The sequence below is a fragment of the Streptomyces sp. NPDC026394 genome (assembly GCF_055567735.1).
Map to the genome: position 1 here is coordinate 608,399 of NZ_JBVHPX010000001.1, position 18,168 is coordinate 626,566.

General features: G+C 72.8%; 11 protein-coding genes. 5 read left to right on the top strand and 6 right to left on the bottom strand.

Going from position 1 to position 18,168, the window contains the following annotated elements:
* Nucleotides 1-153: 153 nt before the first annotated feature.
* The 3 genes from ACZ4QV_RS02635 (at nt 154) to ACZ4QV_RS02645 (ending at nt 3,590) form a co-directional block, all read left to right on the top strand.
* Entirely contained in the window at nt 154-1,854 is a 1,701-nt protein-coding gene (locus tag ACZ4QV_RS02635; protein ID WP_361146251.1) for an MFS transporter, read from the top strand.
* A 94-nt stretch (nt 1,855-1,948) separates the two neighbouring features.
* Nucleotides 1,949-2,389: a DUF4259 domain-containing protein gene (locus ACZ4QV_RS02640; RefSeq protein ID WP_361616640.1), complete on the top strand. Its 441-nt coding sequence runs from the start codon at nt 1,949-1,951 to the stop codon at nt 2,387-2,389.
* 136 nt (nt 2,390-2,525) lie between these two features.
* Complete coding sequence (locus ACZ4QV_RS02645; RefSeq protein WP_361146246.1) at nt 2,526-3,590, top strand: aldo/keto reductase; 1,065 nt, start codon at nt 2,526-2,528, stop codon at nt 3,588-3,590.
* 58 nt (nt 3,591-3,648) lie between these two features.
* Here ACZ4QV_RS02645 and glgB read toward each other — a convergent pair whose 3' ends face one another.
* The 4 genes from glgB to ACZ4QV_RS02665 form a co-directional block, all read right to left on the bottom strand.
* The gene (gene glgB / locus ACZ4QV_RS02650; RefSeq protein ID WP_467762501.1) at nt 3,649-6,234 is read right to left on the bottom strand and encodes a 1,4-alpha-glucan branching enzyme; all 2,586 of its coding nucleotides are present in this window, start codon (nt 6,232-6,234) and stop codon (nt 3,649-3,651) included.
* Nucleotides 6,235-6,386: 152 nt separating this feature from the next.
* The gene (locus tag ACZ4QV_RS02655; protein ID WP_361146240.1) at nt 6,387-7,958 is read right to left on the bottom strand and encodes a maltokinase N-terminal cap-like domain-containing protein; all 1,572 of its coding nucleotides are present in this window, start codon (nt 7,956-7,958) and stop codon (nt 6,387-6,389) included.
* A 282-nt stretch (nt 7,959-8,240) separates the two neighbouring features.
* The gene (treS, locus tag ACZ4QV_RS02660) at nt 8,241-9,941 is read right to left on the bottom strand and encodes a maltose alpha-D-glucosyltransferase (protein ID WP_361146237.1); all 1,701 of its coding nucleotides are present in this window, start codon (nt 9,939-9,941) and stop codon (nt 8,241-8,243) included.
* Nucleotides 9,938-11,941 (bottom strand): alpha-1,4-glucan--maltose-1-phosphate maltosyltransferase, encoded by a 2,004-nt coding sequence (locus ACZ4QV_RS02665; protein WP_361634124.1) that lies wholly within the window; start codon nt 11,939-11,941, stop codon nt 9,938-9,940. Before ACZ4QV_RS02665 ends, treS begins: the two co-directional genes overlap by 4 nt.
* A gap of 1,047 nt (nt 11,942-12,988) precedes the next feature.
* On the opposite strand from ACZ4QV_RS02665, the gene glgP reads away from it, so the two are divergent.
* The gene (glgP, locus tag ACZ4QV_RS02670; RefSeq protein WP_467762502.1) at nt 12,989-15,706 is read left to right on the top strand and encodes an alpha-glucan family phosphorylase; all 2,718 of its coding nucleotides are present in this window, start codon (nt 12,989-12,991) and stop codon (nt 15,704-15,706) included.
* Between the two features lie 69 nt (nt 15,707-15,775).
* On the opposite strand, the gene ACZ4QV_RS02675 is transcribed toward glgP, so the two are convergent.
* Both ACZ4QV_RS02675 and ACZ4QV_RS02680 read right to left on the bottom strand, forming a co-directional pair.
* The gene (locus ACZ4QV_RS02675) at nt 15,776-16,063 is read right to left on the bottom strand and encodes an antibiotic biosynthesis monooxygenase family protein (protein ID WP_361146229.1); all 288 of its coding nucleotides are present in this window, start codon (nt 16,061-16,063) and stop codon (nt 15,776-15,778) included.
* Between the two features lie 96 nt (nt 16,064-16,159).
* On the bottom strand, nt 16,160-17,137 hold the full coding sequence (locus tag ACZ4QV_RS02680; protein WP_361146226.1) for a GlxA family transcriptional regulator: 978 nt from the start codon (nt 17,135-17,137) through the stop codon (nt 16,160-16,162).
* 85 nt (nt 17,138-17,222) lie between these two features.
* Here ACZ4QV_RS02680 and ACZ4QV_RS02685 point away from each other — a divergent pair, with 85 nt between their 5' ends.
* Complete coding sequence (locus tag ACZ4QV_RS02685; RefSeq protein WP_361147339.1) at nt 17,223-18,155, top strand: NADP-dependent oxidoreductase; 933 nt, start codon at nt 17,223-17,225, stop codon at nt 18,153-18,155.
* Nucleotides 18,156-18,168: the final 13 nt, after the last annotated feature.

Consider the following 18,168-nt stretch of genomic DNA (forward strand, 5'->3'; position numbering starts at 1 on the left):
CGCGTGCGGTCACGGTCCCGCTCTCCTCTCATTTTGCACATCGCTGTGCAGCGACGTAAATTGCACACGGCTGTGTAATTGCACAGCCATGTGCAAGATCGTGCGCGTGGACGCGCGCCACCGGAAGCATGGGGAGAGACAGGGGTGAATCGGGTGGCTCCTACGGAGACCCGGCCGGTCCAGGACACGGACCGGCCCTATACGAAGCGCTGGTGGGCCCTGGGCGTGCTGTGCCTGAGCCTGCTGATCATCGTGATGGCGAACACCTCGCTCACCGTCGCGGCCCCCGACATGACCGCCGACCTGGGCCTGAGCAGCTCCGACCTGCAGTGGGTCATCGACGCCTACACCGTCCCGTACGCCGCGCTGATGCTGATGCTCGGTGCCGTCGGCGACAAGTACAGCCGCCGCGGTGCCCTCGTCCTCGGCCTGCTGGTCTTCGCGGGCGGCTCGGTCGCGGGCGCCCTGGTGGACAGCTCCGGCGGCGTCATCGCGGCGCGTGCCGTGATGGGCGTGGGCGCGGCCATGATCATGCCGGCCACGCTGTCCCTGCTGGCCGCCACCTTCCCGCGCCGCGAACGCGCGCTCGCCATCACCATCTGGACCGCGACCGCCGGACTCGCCATCGCCGTCGGCCCGCTCGTCGCCGGCGCGCTGCTGGAGGACCACGGCTGGTCCTCGTCCTTCCTGATCAACGTGCCGGTCGCCGCGCTCGGCATCGTCGGAGCGCTGCTGGTCGTCCCGGCCTCCAAGGCGGGCCACCGTGACCGCCTCGACTACGTCGGCGGCCTGCTGTCCGTCGTCTGGGTCGGCTCGCTGATCTACATGCTCATCCAGGGCCCGCACTTCGGCTGGGACGCCCGCGCCGTCGGCGCCGCGGTCGCCGCCGGTGTCGGCCTGGTCCTGTTCGTCGTCTGGGAGCTGCGCCACCCGCGCCCGGTCCTGGACGTACGCCGCTTCGCCCACCGCGGCTTCGCCGGCGCCAACCTCGCCGTCGCCCTCTTCTTCCTCGCGGTCTTCGGCGCGTTCTACTACCTCACCCAGCACCTCCAGTTCGTCCTGGGCTACTCCCCGCTGGACACCGGCATACGGATGCTGCCGCTGGCCGGCGCGGTCTTCGTGGGCGCCGCGCTGACCGGCTTCCTGACGCCGCGGCTGGGCATGAAGGTCACGGTGACCACCGGCATGGTGGGCGGCACGGTCGCCCTCGCCCTGCTCACCCGGGTGGACGCCGGTTCCTCGTACGGCGACTTCCTCGCCCCGCTCATCGTGCTGGGCCTGGCCATCGGCCTGTCCCTGTCGCCGTGCACGGACGCCATCATGGGCGCCTTCCCCGAGGACCAGCTCGGCGTCGGCGGCGCGGTCAACGACACCTCCATCGAACTGGGCGGCTCGCTCGGCATCGCCGTCCTGGGCTCCGTCCTGGCGAGCGCCTACTCCTCCAAGCTGTCCGACGCGGCGGCGTCCGCGGCGGCGCACGGCGGCCCGAAGCTGCCCGGCGACGCCCTGTCCACCGCACAGGATTCGGTGGGCGCCGGACTGGCGGTCGCCAAGGAGGTCGGCAAGCAGGTCGCCCAGGGCGCCGCGCCCGAGGCGGGTCCGGAGAAAGCGCAGGCGCTCGGCCTCCAGCAGGCCCAGGCGGTCGCGGACGCGGTGCGCGGGGCGTTCTCCGACGCGGTGGCGCACACCAGCCTGATCGGCGCCGTCGTGCTCGGCGTGGGGACGCTGCTGGTCGCCGTACTGCTGCCGCGCCGCCGCCGTACGCAGCAGCCGGGCGCCGGTTCGGAGGCCGCTCCGGAGGCCGCCCGTGAACAGGTCGCGGCGGGCAGCGGCGGCGCGTCCACGCGCGGCTGAGCCGCCCCCGCGCGGTCCGGCACCGCACCACCGGGTCGATTGTCAGTGGCAGATGCCACGATGCAATCGGCCCGGTGGTGGTTCGGGTGCGTGGGTGGTGACGAGTGAGGGGCGGACGCTGATGGGGACCTGGGGCACGGGGCTGTTCGACAACGACGGGGCGGCGGATCTGCTGGACGACCTGGTCGCCATGCCGGAGGACCGGCGGCTCGGCGCCCTGCGGGGCGTACTGTCCAGCGCCGCCGCCGAACGGGACTATCTCGAAGCCCCGGAAGGCCAGATGGCCGTGGCCGCCGCGGCCCTGATAGCCGCCGCCCGCGCGGGCGGCACACCCCCGGCCGGCCCCGTGCCCGCCCCCGGCCTGACGGTCCCCGAGCCGCCGCGCCGACTCGCCGTGCTCGCGGCGCACGCCCTGGACCGGGTGCTCGCGCCCGACTCCGAGCTGGCCGAGCTGTGGGACGCGTCGGACGGCGGCCGGGAGTGGCCGGCCCACCTGTCCCGGCTGCGCGCCGAGCTGACCGGGGACCCGGACTGAGAGCCCGCGGCACAGCCCCGGCCGGGCGCCCCGCAGGGGCCACGCCACCGCCCTGCCCGGCCTGCCGTGCGTCTCGCCGGTCCCGCGCCTACGGTTGATCGCGGGCGTCACCCGCACCGGCGACCGAGGAGGAACCGTGGAGTACCGCACGCTCGGACGGTCGGGCCTGAAGGTGTCCCGGCTCGTGCTCGGCACCCTCAACGTGGGCGCGCGCGAGCAGTTCGCGCAGATCGGCGGGCTCGGTACGGACGAGGCCCGCCGGCTGTTCGACATCGCGCTGGACGCCGGCGTGAACATGATCGACACCGCGAACATGTACTCCTTCGGCCAGGCCGAGGAGATCACCGGCGAGGCGCTGCGCGGCCGTCGCGACGACGTCCTGCTCGCCTCCAAGGTCCGGATGCAGGTCGGCGACGGGCCCAACGAGGGCGGCTCGTCGGCGTACAGCGTCCTGCGCGAGGTCGAGCGCAGTCTGCGCCGTCTCCAGACCGACCATCTGGACCTGCTCTACCTGCACCAGTGGGACGGCCAGACGCCCGTCGAGGAGACCCTGACCGCGCTGGACCGGCTGGTCGCCGACGGCAAGGTCCGCTATGTCGGCGTCTCGAACTTCAACGGCTGGCAGATCACGAAGACGCTGTACACCGCGCGGCTGCACCGCCTGGTCGCGCCGGTGGCCCAGCAGGTCTACTACACCCCCGAAGCCCGCGAGGCGGAGTACGAGATCCTCCCGGCCGCCCTGGACCAGGGCCTGGGCACCCTGGTCTGGAGCCCGCTGGGGGAGGGGCTGCTCAGCGGCAAGGTCCGGCGCGGGCAGCCGGTACCGCCCACCACCCGCCAGGGTACCGACTGGCCCGAACCGCACGTGGTCGACAAGGAGCGGGCCTACGACATCATCGAGTGCCTCGCCGGGATCGCCGAGGCGCACGGCACCTCGGTCCCGCGGGTCGTGCTCGCCTGGCTGCTCGGCCGCCCCGGCGTCACCGGCCTGGTGATCGGCGCCCGCAACGAGGAGCAGTTGCGCGACGACCTCGCCGCCACCGAGCTGCGGCTGACCGATGCCGAGACCGCCCGCCTCACCGAGCTCTCCCAGTTGCCCGCCTACTACCCGTACTGGCACCGCGTCATGAACGCCACCGACCGCCCGGACCCGGCCGAGGCGCCCTTCCTGGACGGCTGGAAGCGGGCCATGGGCGGCTGACAGGGGCACGGGCCGGGGCACCGGCCCCGGCACCGGCCCGTGAAGTGCCCCGGCCTCCTCACACCGGCCGCAGCCAGAGCGTCGCCAGCGGCGGCAGCACCGGTGTGATCGACGCCGGCCGCCCGTGCCACGGCACCGACGCGTCGGGCTTCAGCGGGTCGGGGTTGCCCACCCCGCTCCCGCCGTACCGCACCTCGTCCGTGTTCAGCACCTCCCGCCACGCCGCCACGTCCGCCGGCACCCCGATCGGGTACGCGTGCCGCACCACCGGCGAGAAGTTCGAGACCGCCAGCAGCGGGGTGCCGTCCGTGCCGTACCGCAGGAAGGCGAAGACGTTGTCCTCACTGGCGTCGCCGACGATCCAGGAGAAACCCTCCGGGACGGTGTCCTGCTCCCACAGCGCGGGGGTGTCCGTGTAGCGGCGGTTCAGGTCGCGGACCAGGTCCCGTACGCCCCGGTGGTCGGGCTCGGCGGAGTACGACGGGTCCAGCAGCCACCAGTCGGGGCCGTGACCCTCCGCCCACTCGGCCCCCTGAGCGAACTCCTGCCCCATGAACAGCAGCTGCTTGCCCGGATGGCCCCACATGTACCCGAGGTACGCCCGCTGGGTGGCCCGCTGCTGCCACCAGTCGCCGGGCATCTTGGAGACCAGCGAGCGCTTGCCGTGCACCACCTCGTCGTGCGAGATCGGCAGGACGTAGTTCTCCGAGTACGCGTACACCATCGAGAACGTCATCTCGTTGTGGTGGTACTTGCGGTGCACCGGCTCCTTGCCGACGTAGCCCAGCGAGTCGTGCATCCAGCCCATGTTCCACTTCAGCCCGAAACCCAGCCCGCCGAAGCCGCCGGGCCCCACGTGATGGGTGGCGCGGGTGACGCCGTCCCAGGCGGTGGACTCCTCGGCGACGGTGACGACGCCGGGGCAGCGCCGGTAGACGGTGGCGTTCATCTCCTGGAGGAAGGCCACCGCGTCCAGGTTCTCCCGCCCGCCGTGCACGTTGGGCGTCCACTCGCCGCTCTCCCGGGAGTAGTCGAGGTAGAGCATCGAGGCGACCGCGTCCACCCGCAGCCCGTCGATGTGGAACTCCTCGCACCAGTACACCGCGTTGGCGACCAGGAAGTTGCGCACCTCGGCGCGGCCGTAGTCGAACTCCAGCGTGCCCCAGTCGGGGTGCGCGGCCCGCGCCGGGTCCTCGTGCTCGTACAGCGGCCGCCCGTCGAACTCCGCCAGCGCCCACGCGTCGCGCGGGAAGTGCGCCGGCACCCAGTCCATCAGCACGCCGATCCCGGCCCGGTGCAGCGCGTCGACCAGGTACTTGAAGTCGTCGGGGGTGCCCATCCGGGCGGTCGGCGCGTAGAAGCCGGTGACCTGGTAGCCCCAGGAGCCGCCGAAGGGGTGCTCGGCGACCGGCATCAGCTCGACGTGCGTGAAGCCCAGGTCCTTGACGTAGGCGGGAAACTGCTGGGCGAGCTGCCGGTACGTGAGCCCGGGGCGCCAGGACGCCAGGTGCACCTCGTAGACGGAGAACGGCGCCGCGTGCACCGGGCGCTCGGCCCGCCGCTCCATCCACGCCGCGTCCTGCCACCGGTGGTGCGAGGCGTGCACGACGGAGGCGTTGGCGGGCGGGCACTCCGTACGGCGGGCCATCGGGTCGGCGCGCAGCGTCTTCGAGCCGTCCGGCCGGGTGATCTCGAACTTGTACAGCTCACCCTCGCCCAGCCCGGGCAGGAACAGCTCCCACACGCCGGACGAGCCGAGCGAGCGCATCGGGAAGCCGGTGCCGTCCCAGTAGTTGAAGTTGCCGACGACGCGCACGCCCCGGGCGTTCGGCGCCCAGACGGTGAAGCGGGTGCCGGTCACCTCCTGGTGCACCATGGGCCAGGCGCCCATCGCCTGCCACAGCTCCTCGTGGCGGCCCTCGCCGAACAGGTACAGGTCCAGTTCGCCGACGGCGGGCAGGAAGCGGTACGGGTCGTGCACGGTCACGTCGTTGTCCTCGTACGAGACCAGCAGCTCGTACTCGGGCACCGCGGACAGCGGCAGCACCCCGCCGAACAGGCCGTCGCCCTCGTCGTGCAGGTCCGCCCGCAGGCCCTTGGCGAGGACGGTGACGGCCTGCGCGTACGGGCGCAGCACGCGGAAGAGCACACCGCCGCGCACCGGGTGCGCGCCGAGCAGCCCGTGCGGGTCGTGATGCGCGCCGGCCAGCAGCCGGTCGCGGTCCTCGGCGCCGAGCGGCGGCGCGGTCCGTACGCCGTGGCTGCCGCCACTGGGCTCCGGGGCGGGGTCGGGCGGCGCGCCGTCGGTCGGCGTACCGGACTGCCTGCCGCCGGGCCGGGCGCGCCGGGCCCGCTCCGGCAGGGGTTCGCCGTGGTCCCGCTGGTGCGGCGGCCGCTCGGCGGACGACGGGGTTTCGGTGCCGGTGGACGTGGCGGTTTCGGCTCCGGTGTCGGTTTCGGCGGCGGAGGGAGCGGAGGGCGAGGCGGCCCCGCCGGGCCCGGCAGGCTCATCACGCCCCGGCAGGAAGGTCGCCGGGACACCGGACCGGCCGGCGGATGCCTCCGGGGGCGCGCCCCGGACGGCCGTGCCACGGGCGGGCGCGGGTTCTTGCGATGGGTGGCGGGACGACGAACGGGCGGTCACGAGAGGAGCCTCCTCGGCCAGATGTCAGCGATCAGGGTTGTCTGTGATGCGGGGGTCTGGTGCGCACCGGGCGCGCGCCCGCGGGACGGACCGGGGCCGCGCACACCGGTGCCGGTGCTCCGTACCGCTCCGGGTGGCCCGCTCCCGCGGTTTCATGCGCGCCCATCGGACCCGTCCAGGTCCGGGCCGGCCCCGGGGTCCGCGCCGGCCGCGTCCCGGGACGCGTGCGTCCTGGCCAGCCGCCGCACCGCGGCCATCGGTACGGGCAGCCAGTTCGGCCGGTGGCGGGCCTCGTACAGCACTTCGTAGACGGCCTTGTCCGTCTCGTACGCCCGCATCAGCTCGGGCGCCGAGCGCGGATCGAGCCCGCCGGCCTCCGCGTACCCGAGGCAGTAGGCGGCCCGGGTACGCCGGGCCCACTCCAGCGACCACGGGTCGCCGCCCGAAGGTCCGCTGCGTGCCGCGTAGTCGAACGAGCGCAGCATGGCCGCCACGTCGCGCACCGCGGGCTGCGGGCGGCGCCGCTCGGCCAGCGGCCGGGACGGCTCGCCCTCGAAGTCGATCAGCGACCAGCGGCCCTCGTCGGCGGTCCGCAGCGTCTGGCCCAGGTGCAGGTCGCCGTGGATGCGCTGGGCGGACCAGGCGCGGCCGTCGTGGCCGAGCGCCGCGAGGTCGTCGAAGGCGGTGCGCAGCCGCGCGCAGTACGGCCGCAGGGCGGGCACCACGCGCGCGGTGGCCACCAGCCGCTCGTTCATCTGGGCGGCGACCGCGTCGAGTTGCGGGCGGCGCAGCTCGGTGGTGGGCAGCGTCTCGGCCAGCGCGGTGTGCACCTCGGCGGTGGCGTGCCCGAGGGCCCGCGCGGAGCTGGTGAAGTCGGCCTGCACGGCGAGCGCGTTCAGGGCGAGCTGCCAGCCGTCGGCGGAGCCGCTCAGGTAGGGCTGGAGCACGCCGAGCGTCACCGGCTCGCCCTCGCCCGCCTCCGGGTCGGTCTCGAACCATGCGGCGGGCGCCGGGACCCGTCCGCACTTGGCGCGGGCCAGCGCCAGCGGCAGTTCCAGGTCGGGGTTGAGGCCGGGCGCGGTGCGCCGGAACACCTTGAGGATGTACGAATCGCCGTAGACCACCGAGGAGTTGGTCTGTTCGGCGGTGACCGGGCGGGCGGGCAGCCCGGAGGAGATGGTGCTGTCGGCCACCCGGCAGAACCGCAGCCCGCCGAGCCGCCCCGGCACCCGCAGCCGCTCCAGCAGGAGGGCGCACAGCCGGTTGTCCAGCAGGGCGTCGTAGACCGTGCGCCCGTGCAGCGGGCCGCCGGCCGGGCGGCCGATCACGGCGGGGGCGAGCTGCGGCGGCAGGGCGCTGTGCACGCCGAGCAGGAGCTGGTAGCAGTCCCCGTTCGCCACCGGGCCCGCGGTCGGCGCGGTGGCCGGCTCGGCCGGGCCCTCCGGTGGCACCGGATGCGGGGCCCCCGGGGGTGCCGCCGACTGCTGAGCCCGTACGAGCAGGTGCAGCAGCCCCGGTGTGGCGCCACCCGCCGCGCACGGCAGCAACTCGGTCGCCGACACCAGCTCGAAGCCCGTGATCGGCCGCCCTTTGCCGGCGAACCACCGCTGCCGCGGCAGCCATTCGCTGAGCAGGGGGACGAGCGAGGACAACAGTGCGGGCGCGGTGGTCGAGAGGCGGTCATGCGAACTGCGGATGGCACGGGTCGAGGCGGTCTCCGACATGGCGTCGCGTCCTTTCCCCGGGCACACGACAGATAGGGCAGAGTGTCCCGGAATGCGGCCTTGACTGTGCGGCGGTGCGGGACGTGTCGGGTGAGGATCGTCCGTACGGCAGCGGCGTCCGTGGGGATTACCCCTGACACCGGGGTTTCGGCGCTGGCTCACCCGGCCCGTGCGGTAGTAGGGAGACTGCCCGTGGGGGCGGTCGGAAAACGCCCGTACCCGTATCGCGGGCGGATACGGGCGGCGGTTTTCCGCCGCCCTGCACGTGCGCCGGTACGGTCCCTAGACCGCCCCCCTCCGCAGCCGGAACCAATAGAAGCCGTGACCCGCCAGGGTCAGCAGATAGGGCCATTCGCCGATGGGCGGGAAACGGACGCCGCCGATCAGCTCGACCGGATGCCGCCCGTTGAATGTACGCAGATCCAGTTCGGTGGGCTGCGCGAAACGCGAGAAATTGTGCACGCAGAGCACCAGGTCGTCCTGGTATTCGCGCAGGAAGGCCAGCACCGCGGGGTTGGACGAGGGGAGTTCGGTGTAGGTGCCGAGGCCGAAGGCCGGGTTCTGCTTCCGGATCTCGATCATGCGCCGGGTCCAGTGGAGCAGCGACGACGGCGAGGACATCGACGCCTCGACGTTGGTGACCTGATAGCCGTAGACCGGGTCCATGATGGTCGGCAGGAAGAGCCGGCCGGGGTCGCAGGAGGAGAAACCGGCGTTCCGGTCGGGCGTCCACTGCATCGGTGTGCGGACCGCGTCCCGGTCGCCCAGCCAGATGTTGTCGCCCATGCCGACCTCGTCGCCGTAATACAGGATCGGCGAGCCCGGCAGGGACAGCAGCAGGGCGGTGAACAGCTCGATCTGGTTGCGGTCGTTGTCGAGCAGCGGGGCCAGTCGGCGGCGGATGCCGATATTGGCCCGCATGCGCGGGTCCTTGGCATATTCCGCGTACATATAGTCACGCTCTTCGTCCGTGACCATTTCGAGCGTCAGCTCGTCGTGGTTGCGCAGGAAGATGCCCCACTGGCAGTTGGCCGGAATCTCCGGGGTCTTGGCCAGGATTTCCGAGACCGGGTAGCGCGATTCCCGGCGGACCGCCATGAAGATGCGTGGCATGACCGGGAAATGGAACGCCATGTGGCATTCGTCCCCGCCCTTGGAGTAGTCGCCGAAATAGTCGACGACGTCCTCCGGCCACTGGTTGGCCTCGGCCAGCAGCACGGTGTCGGGGTAATGCGCGTCGATCTCCGCCCGTACGTGCTTGAGGAAGGCGTGCGAGGCGGGCAGGTTCTCGCAGTTGGTGCCCTCCTCGGCGTACAGGTACGGGACGGCGTCCAGCCGGAACCCGTCGATGCCCAGGTCGAGCCAGAAGCGCAGGGCGGACAGCATCTCCTCCTGCACGGCCGGGTTCTCGTAGTTCAGGTCCGGCTGGTGGGAGAAGAAGCGGTGCCAGAAGTACTGCTTGCGCACCGGGTCGAAGGTCCAGTTGGACGCCTCGGTGTCGACGAAGATGATGCGCGCGTCCTGGTACTGCTTGTCGTCGTCGGCCCAGACGTAGTAATCGCCGTACGGGCCCTCCGGGTCGGTGCGCGACTCCTGGAACCACGGGTGCTGGTCGCTGGTGTGGTTCATGACGAAGTCGATGATCACCCGCATCCCGCGCTGGTGCGCGGCGTCCACGAACTCCACGAAGTCGGCCAGGTCGCCGAATTCCGGGAGCACGGCCGTGTAGTCCGAGACGTCGTAACCACCGTCCCGCAGCGGCGACTTGAAGAACGGCGGCAGCCACAGACAGTCCACGCCCAGCCACTGGAGATAGTCCAGTTTGGCCGTGATGCCCTTGAGGTCGCCGACCCCGTCACCGTTGCTGTCCTGGAAGGAACGCACCAGGACCTCGTAGAAGACGGCCCGTTTGAACCAGTCGGGATCGCGGTCCTTGGCCGGCGTGTCCTCGAACTTGTCGGGGACGGGCTCGTTGACGATCAATTGGGTGACCCTCCGATCGGTGAGGACGGTCGCAGGGAGAGCAGGTGCGCGGGCGCCGGAGAGCGGCCCGGATCGAGGCGCACATAGTTGTCCCTGCCCCAGTGGTAGGTCTCGCCGGTGAGCTCGTCGCGCACCGGGACGGAATCGTGCCAATCGAGGCCGAGTTCCGGCATGTCCAACGACACCGTCGCCTCGTGGGTGTGGTGCGGGTCGAGGTTGACGACGGTGAGCACCGTGTCGGCCCCGGCGCCGTTCCCGGCCCGTTTGGAATAGGCGAGGACGGCGTCGTTGTCGGCGTGGTGGAAATGGAGGTCGCGCAGCTGCTGGAGTGCCGGGTGGCGGCGTCGCAAGCGGTTCAGCGTGGTGATGAGAGGTGCGATCGTACGTCCCTCGCGCGCCGCTGTCTCCCAGTCCCGGGGCCTGAGTTGGTACTTCTCGGAATCCAGGTACTCCTCGCTGCCACTTCGTACCGGTGTCGACTCGCACAGCTCGAATCCGGCGTAGACGCCCCACGACGGGGAGAGGGTGGCGGCCAGTACGGCACGCACCTCGAACGCGGGCCGCCCGCCGTCCTGCAGATAGGCGTGGAGGATGTCCGGCGTATTGACGAAGAAATTCGGCCGCATGTACGAGGACGATTCCCGCGACAGTTCGGTGAGGTACTCGATGAGCTCGTGCTTGCCGTTGCGCCAGGTGAAATAGGTGTACGACTGCTGGAACCCGATCTGCGCCAGGGTGCGCATCATCGCAGGCCGGGTGAACGCCTCGGCCAGGAAGACGACGTCCGGATCCGTGCGGTTGACGTCGGCGATGACCTTCTCCCAGAAGAGCACCGGCTTGGTGTGCGGATTGTCGACCCGGAAGATGCGCACCCCGCGCTCCATCCAGAAGCGCAGCAGCCGTTCCGTCTCCCGCACCAGGCCGTTCAGGTCCGCGTCGAACGCCAGCGGGTAGATGTCCTGGTACTTCTTCGGCGGGTTCTCGGCGTAGGCGATGGAGCCGTCCGCCCGGTGGTGGAACCACTCGGGGTGCTCGGTGACCCAGGGGTGGTCCGGCGAGCACTGGAGGGCGAAGTCCAGCGCCACCTCCATGCGCAGGTCGTGTGCCGTACGGACGAAGTGCGCGAAGTCCTCGAAGGTGCCGAGGTCCGGGTGCAGCGCGTCGTGACCGCCCTCGGGTGAGCCGATGGCCCACGGCGACCCCACGTCGTGCGGGCCCGCGGAGAGCGCGTTGTTGGGGCCCTTGCGGTAGGAGGCGCCGATGGGGTGCACGGGCGGCAGATAGACCACGTCGAACCCCATGGCCGCGACCGCCGGCAGCCGTTCGGCGGCCGTCCGGAACGTGCCGCTGACCGGTGCCGCGCCCTTGCGCACCACCGCGCCCTCCGAACGCGGGAACAGCTCGTACCACGACCCGAACAGGGCCCGGCGGCGCTCGACCAGCAGCGGCACCGTCCGCGAGGCGGTGACCAGTTCGCGCAGCGGGTGGCGGGCGAGCGCGGCGGTGACCTCGGGGGCGAGCGCGGCGGCGAGCCGGGTGGCGGCGGGCAACTGCGGGTCGCGCAGGGCGTCCGCGGCGGCCAGCACCGCTTCCCGGCCGTCTCTCTTGGGCACCCCCTCGGCGGCGCGTTCGTGCAGCGCGGCGCCCTCGGCGAGGACCAGTTCGGTGTCGATGCCGGCCGGGATCTTGATGCCGGCGTGGTGGCGCCAGGTGCCGACCGGGTCCGACCAGCCCTCGACGCCGTACGTCCACCGGCCCTCCACGTCCGGGGTGACCTCGGCGCCCCAGCGGTCCGTACCGGGCGCCAGTTCACGCATCGGCGTCCAGGGGCCGGGACGGCCCAGCGGATCGCGCAGGACGACGTTGGCGGCGACCGCGTCATGGCCCTCACGGAAGATGGTGGCCGAGATCTCGAAGGTCTCGCCGACCACCGCTTTCGCCGGGCGACGGCCGCAGTCGATCAGCGGATGGAGGTCCAGCACGGGGATGCGGCCGATCATGGGGTCACCTGAAGGTTGGGAGGTGTTACCGGATTCTGTCCTTTCTATCGTTTTTGTGACGGATGGACGGGCTGCGGGCATGGGCTCTCCTGTCCGCTTTCACTCGGTTGGCGGATGGGGGGCGGGGCGGGAAGCCGTGCGGCGCGCCGGGGCGCAAGAGCGGTACCGCACAAGCCTTCCCGTGCCGCGCGGGCGGGCAATCCGGCCGTCCGCGCACTACCGGCACGTAACCGCGGAACGGAATATGACCGGGGCTCCGGACGGGTACGCGCGGCGGCGCGCACGCTCCCGGGCGCCCGGCTCCCGCCCCGCCCGCACGCGCTACGGGGTCTTACGGTGCGGTGCCGTTCCGCACTCATCGGCCGTCGCTGACCTGCAACGACGCGGTCGGCGAGCCGGTGCTCGCCGCAGTGGTCCGTTGCCCGGCCGCCGCGGCGGCCGGCACGTTCCGCACCTCCTTCGGTCCGGCCCGCCGGTGGGGCGGCAGATGGAGCGCAGCCGTGCCGGCTGCGTGCGGTGCGGCCGTGGACGTGCCGCGGCGGGGCCGTACCGCAGTGTCTCCCGAGTTCCACGCCGACGTGATGCCCACACCCCGGCGCGAACAGGGAGACGCCGAACGCCAGTTGGGGCATGCCGCCCGCCGGAGTCCCGGCGCATATGCCTGGCATCGGTCCCGCCCCCCTCCTCAACTCGGGCCGAGGCCGTCGGAGTCGCGGGTGGTGGGGGCGGGTACCGCACCCGGGCCGGCGGCGCCACCCGGCAGCCTTTCGCCCGGCGCGGGCTCGAACAAGAGTGCGCGGGGGTGGGGAACCGGCCATATCGGCCGCGCGGTGCGGTGGGAGAGCGGGGGAGGGGCGGGCCGGATTCCGCCGTCCTGGTGCGCCGCGCCGCGCTCCCGAGTGGCCGGAAGGCGCCCTGCGGGTGACCGGCTCGGCCGAACGGGTGACGGGCCAAGAAGCGTACCGATCATGGCAGTTGGCGTCCGGATCCGACCGGATTCCGGGCTACCGGGCGAATCGGGCGGCGGTGCGCCGCTACCGTCGTAGCGTGAAGGCCATTCGTCGGTTCACCGTGCGCCCCGTCCTCCCGGAGCCCCTGCGACCCCTCAGCGACCTGGCGCGCAATCTGCGCTGGTCCTGGCACCCCGAGACCCGCGAACTGTTCCACGCCATAGCCCCCGCCGGCCGGCGCCGGGCGGGACTGGACCCCGTACGGCTGCTGGGCACCGTCTCCGCCGAGCGGCTCGCGGAGCTGGCCGGGGACCGCAGGTTCCTGCGCCGGCTCGGCGCGGCCGCCGACGACCTGCAGGACTACCTCTCCGGTCAGCGCTGGTACCAGAGCGTCCAGCAGGGCGGCCGGGACGGCCGGCTGCCCGAGGCCGTCGCCTACTTCTCGCCGGAGTTCGGCATCACCGCCGCGCTGCCGCAGTACTCGGGCGGCCTGGGCATCCTCGCCGGCGACCACCTCAAGGCGGCCAGCGACCTCGGCGTACCGCTCATCGGGGTGGGGCTGCTCTACCGGCACGGCTACTTCCGCCAGTCGCTCTCCCGTGAGGGCTGGCAGCAGGAGCACTACCCGGTGCTGGACCCCAACGAGCTGCCGCTGGACCTGCTGCGGGAGGCCGACGGGACACCCGCCCAGGTCGCCCTCGCGCTGCCCGGCGGGCGGCAGCTCCGGTCGGTCGTCTGGGTGGCGCGGGTCGGCCGCGTGCCGCTGCTGCTCCTGGACTCCGACGTGGAGGAGAACGGGCCGGGCGAGCGGGACGTGACCGACCGGCTGTACGGCGGGGGCAGCGAGCACCGCCTGTTGCAGGAGATGCTGCTGGGGATCGGCGGGGTACGGGCCGTACGGACGTACTGCCGGCTCACCGGTCACGCCGCGCCCGAGGTGTTCCACACGAACGAGGGACACGCGGGCTTCCTCGGTCTGGAGCGCATCCGCGAGCTGGCGGAGGCCGGCCGCGAGGGCGGCCCCGGCGAGGCGGGCGGACCGGTCGGGCTGGACTTCGACGGCGCCCTGGAGACCGTACGCGCCGGTACGGTCTTCACCACCCACACCCCCGTCCCCGCGGGCATCGACCGCTTCGACCGCGAACTGGTCGCCCGGCACTTCGGCGAGGCGGCGGAACTGCCCGGCATCGACGTCGAGCGCATCCTCGCGCTCGGCCTGGAGACCTACCCCGGCGGCGAGCCCAACTGCTTCAACATGGCGGTGATGGGACTGCGGCTGGCCCAGCGCGCCAACGGCGTCTCCACCCTGCACGGCCGTGTCAGCCGGGAGATGTTCGCCGGGCTGTGGCCGGGCTTCGACCCGGAGGACGTACCGATCACGTCGGTCACCAACGGGGTGCACGCGCCCACCTGGGTGGCGCCCGAGGTCTTCCGGCTGGGCGCCCGCCAGATCGGGGCCGGCCGGACCGAGGACGCGCTGTCCGTCGGCGACTCCCGGCGCTGGTCGGCGGTGGCCGACATCCCGGACGCGGACGTCTGGGACCTGCGGCGGGTGCTGCGCGAACAACTCGTCGAGGAAGTACGGCGGCGGCTGCGCGTCTCCTGGCGGCAGCGCGGCGCCGGGGCCGCCGAACTGGGCTGGATCGACGGCGTACTGGACCCGGAGGTGCTCACCATCGGGTTCGCCCGCAGGGTGCCCTCCTACAAGCGGCTCACCCTGATGCTGCGCGACCGCGACCGCCTGATGGACCTGCTGCTGCACCCCGAGCGGCCGGTCCAGATCGTGGTGGCGGGCAAGGCCCACCCGGCCGACGACGGCGGCAAGCGCCTCGTACAGGAACTGGTCCGCTTCGCCGACGACCCGCGCGTACGGCAGCGGCTGGTCTTCCTGCCCGACTACGGCATGGCCATGGCGCAGAAGCTCTACCCCGGCTGTGACGTCTGGCTCAACAACCCGCTCCGCCCGCTGGAGGCGTGCGGCACCTCCGGCATGAAGGCGGCGCTCAACGGCTGCCTGAACCTCTCCGTCCTGGACGGCTGGTGGGACGAGTGGTACGAGCCGGACTTCGGCTGGTCCATCCCGACGGCCGACGGCCACGCCACCGACGAGAACCGGCGCGACGAACTGGAGGCCAACGCCCTGTACGAGCTGCTGGAGCAGCGGGTCGCGCCGCGTTTCTACGACCGCGACGAGGCCGGCGTCCCGCAGCGCTGGGTCGAGATGGTCCGGCAGACCCTGGTCAACCTGGGGCCGAAGGTGCTGGCGGGCCGCATGGTGCGCGAGTACGTGGAGCGGCTGTACGCGCCCGCCGCCCGCTCCCAGCGCGCGCTGACCCCGCAGGCCGCGACCGAACTGGCCGCCTGGAAGGCCCGGGTACGGGCCGCGTGGCCGCGGGTCGCGGTGGACCACGTGGAGACCGGGGCCCTGGTGGTGGACCGCGCGGAGCCCGCCGGAGTGCCGGGCGCCCCGCCCAACGGCAGCGCCGAACTGGGCGCCACCCTGGCACTGCGGGTCCGCGTCGCCCTCGGCGACCTCGCCCCGGACGACGTGGAGGTCCAGGTCGTCTCGGGCCGGGTGGACGAGTCCGACCGGATCACGGACGCCACGACCGTGCCGCTCAAACCGACCGGCGGCCCCGACCTGGAGGGCCGCTGGCTCTACGAGGGTCCGCTAGCCCTCGACCGCACCGGCTCCTTCGGCTACACGGTCCGCGTCCTCCCGGCCCACCGGCTGCTGGTCACCGCCGCCGAGATGGGGCTGTTGGCGGTGCCGTCGGAAGCGACGGGGGAGGAGGCCGGGGTACTGATGCGCTGAAGGGCGGGCGTCCCCCTGTAGGCGGCCGGGGCTTCGCACGTACGGTGTGCGGTGCCCCGGCCGCTCCGGTCAGCGGGACAGCAGGAAGTGGACCTGGCGGGGCCGGACCTCCAGGTCGCTCAGGCCCTCGGGCGTCGCGCCCAGCTCGCGGGCGACCTCGGCCGCCGCGCGGAAGGTCTCCTCGGACGCGAAGGCGCCGGTGGTGACGACGGCTTCGCCGTCCGGCGTGACCCAGACCCCGACGGACAGGAAGCCCGGCTGCGACCGCGCCGCCTCGGCGACCTGGTGGCACTGGCCGACGAACTCCTCGACGTGCTCGGGGGCCGGGTAGTGGAAGGCGACGAAACCGAATGCCATGACGGTGTCCCTTTCCTGGGGTACGTCTCCGTACAGGCCGAAGCTAGACCGGCCGCGCGGCTCCGTACAGCCGTCCGTCGTGCGTGACGTGCGGAATCAGCCCGCGCGGACCGCCGGCCGGTCCTCCGCCGCGCGCGGAGCCCGGAACGTACGCCGGTACGCCTGCGGCGAGACGCCGATCGCGGCGTGCAGGTGCTGGCGCAGGGACGCGCCGCCGGCGAAGCCGACCCGGCCGGCGACCAGGTCCACCGGCAGGTCGCTGGTCTCCAGCAGTTGGCGGGCGCGCAGCAGGCGCTGCTGGATGAGCCACCGGCCGGGGCTCAGACCGGTCTCGTCGCGGAAGCGGCGGTTGAAGGTGCGCAGGCTCATCCCGGCGTGCTGGGCCAGCCGGGTCAGCGTCAGCGGTTCGTCCAGGTGCTCCAGGGCCCACTGCTGGGTGGCCGCGGTGCCGGTCGCGGTCGGCGCGGGCACCGGCTGCTCGACGTACTGGGCCTGGCCGCCGTCACGGAACGGCGGCATGACACAGGCGCGGGCCGCGTGGTTGGCGACCGCGCCGCCGTGGTCGGCGCGCACGATGTGCAGGCAGACGTCGATGCCGGACGCGGCGCCGGACGAGGTGAGGACGTCCCCGTCGTCGACGAAGAGCACGTCGGGGGTGAGCCTGACCTGCGGATACAGGCGGCGGAAGTGGTCGCTGAGCTGCCAGTGGGTGGTGGCCGGGCGGCCGTCCAGCAGCCCGGCGGCGGCCAGCACGTACGCGCCGGTGCAGATGGAGACGAGGCGCGTACCGGGCCGGATCGTCGCCAGTGCGGCCCGCACCGGTTCGGACAGCCCGGTGGGGACGCGGTCCGGGGCGATGGACGGGATCACCACGGTGCCGGCGGTGCGCAGGATCTCGGGGCCGTGCTCCACCACGACCGAGAAGTCGGCGCCGCTGCGCACCGGGCGCCCGTCGGCCGAGCAGGTCAGGACCTCGTACCGGCCGTCGGCGGCATGGAAGACCCGGGCGGGGATGCCCAGTTCGAAGGGGTAGACGCCGTCCAGGGCCAGGACCACCACACGATGAGGCTGCATGGCACGATCCTATCGAATGATGGCCATCGTGCCATTGTCGCGCCCGTCGGGCCCGGTGATGCTGGACGGCATGAGCGAACACACCATGCGTGCCATCAGCCAGGACGTCACCGGCGGACCCGAGGTCCTGAAGGAGACCGAACTGCCGCGGCCCGAACCGGGCGTCGGCCAGATACTGATCGCGGTCCGTGCCGCCGGGGTCAACCCCACCGACTGGAAGCACCGCGCGGACGGCCTCTTCGTCCGGACGCTGCCCCGCGTCCTGGGCTGGGACGTGTCCGGCGTCGTCGTGGCGGTCGGTATGGGGGTCACCCTGCACCAGCCGGGCGACGAGGTCTTCGGCATGGTCCCGTACCCGTACGGCGTCGGTACCCACGCCGAGTACGTCACCGGCCCCGCGCGGGCCTTCGTGCCCAAGCCCGCCGCCCTCGACCACGTCCAGGCGGGCGCCCTGCCGCTGGCCGCGCTCACCGCGTACCAGGCGCTGGTGGACACCGCGGACGTACAGCCCGGACAGCGCGTCCTGATCCACGCGGCGGCGGGCGGGGTCGGCCACCTCGCCGTACAGATCGCCAAGGCCAGGGGCGCCCACGTGATCGGCACGGCCAGCGCCGCCAAGCACGACTTCCTGCGCTCCCTCGGCGCCGACGAGGTGATCGACTACCGGGAGACCGACTTCGCCGAGGCCGCCGGTCCGGTCGACGTCGTCCTGGACACCATCGGCGGCGACACCCTCACCCGCTCCCTGGGCGTGGTGCGCGAGGGCGGCACCGTCGTCTCGATCCTCGCCCGCAGCGCTCCGGAGGACACCGCGAAGGCCGCGGAGCGCGGGGTCCGCCTCGCGCTGCTGATCGTCGAGGCCGACCAGGCGGGCATGCGCGAGATCGCCGCCCTGGCCGGGTCCGGCGCGCTGCGGGCGCACATCGCCGCGACGTTCCCGCTGGAGCAGGCCGCGAAGGCGCACGAGATGGGCGAGAGCGGCCGCACCCAGGGAAAGATCGTGCTTGAGGTGAAGTGACGACGCAGCGGCC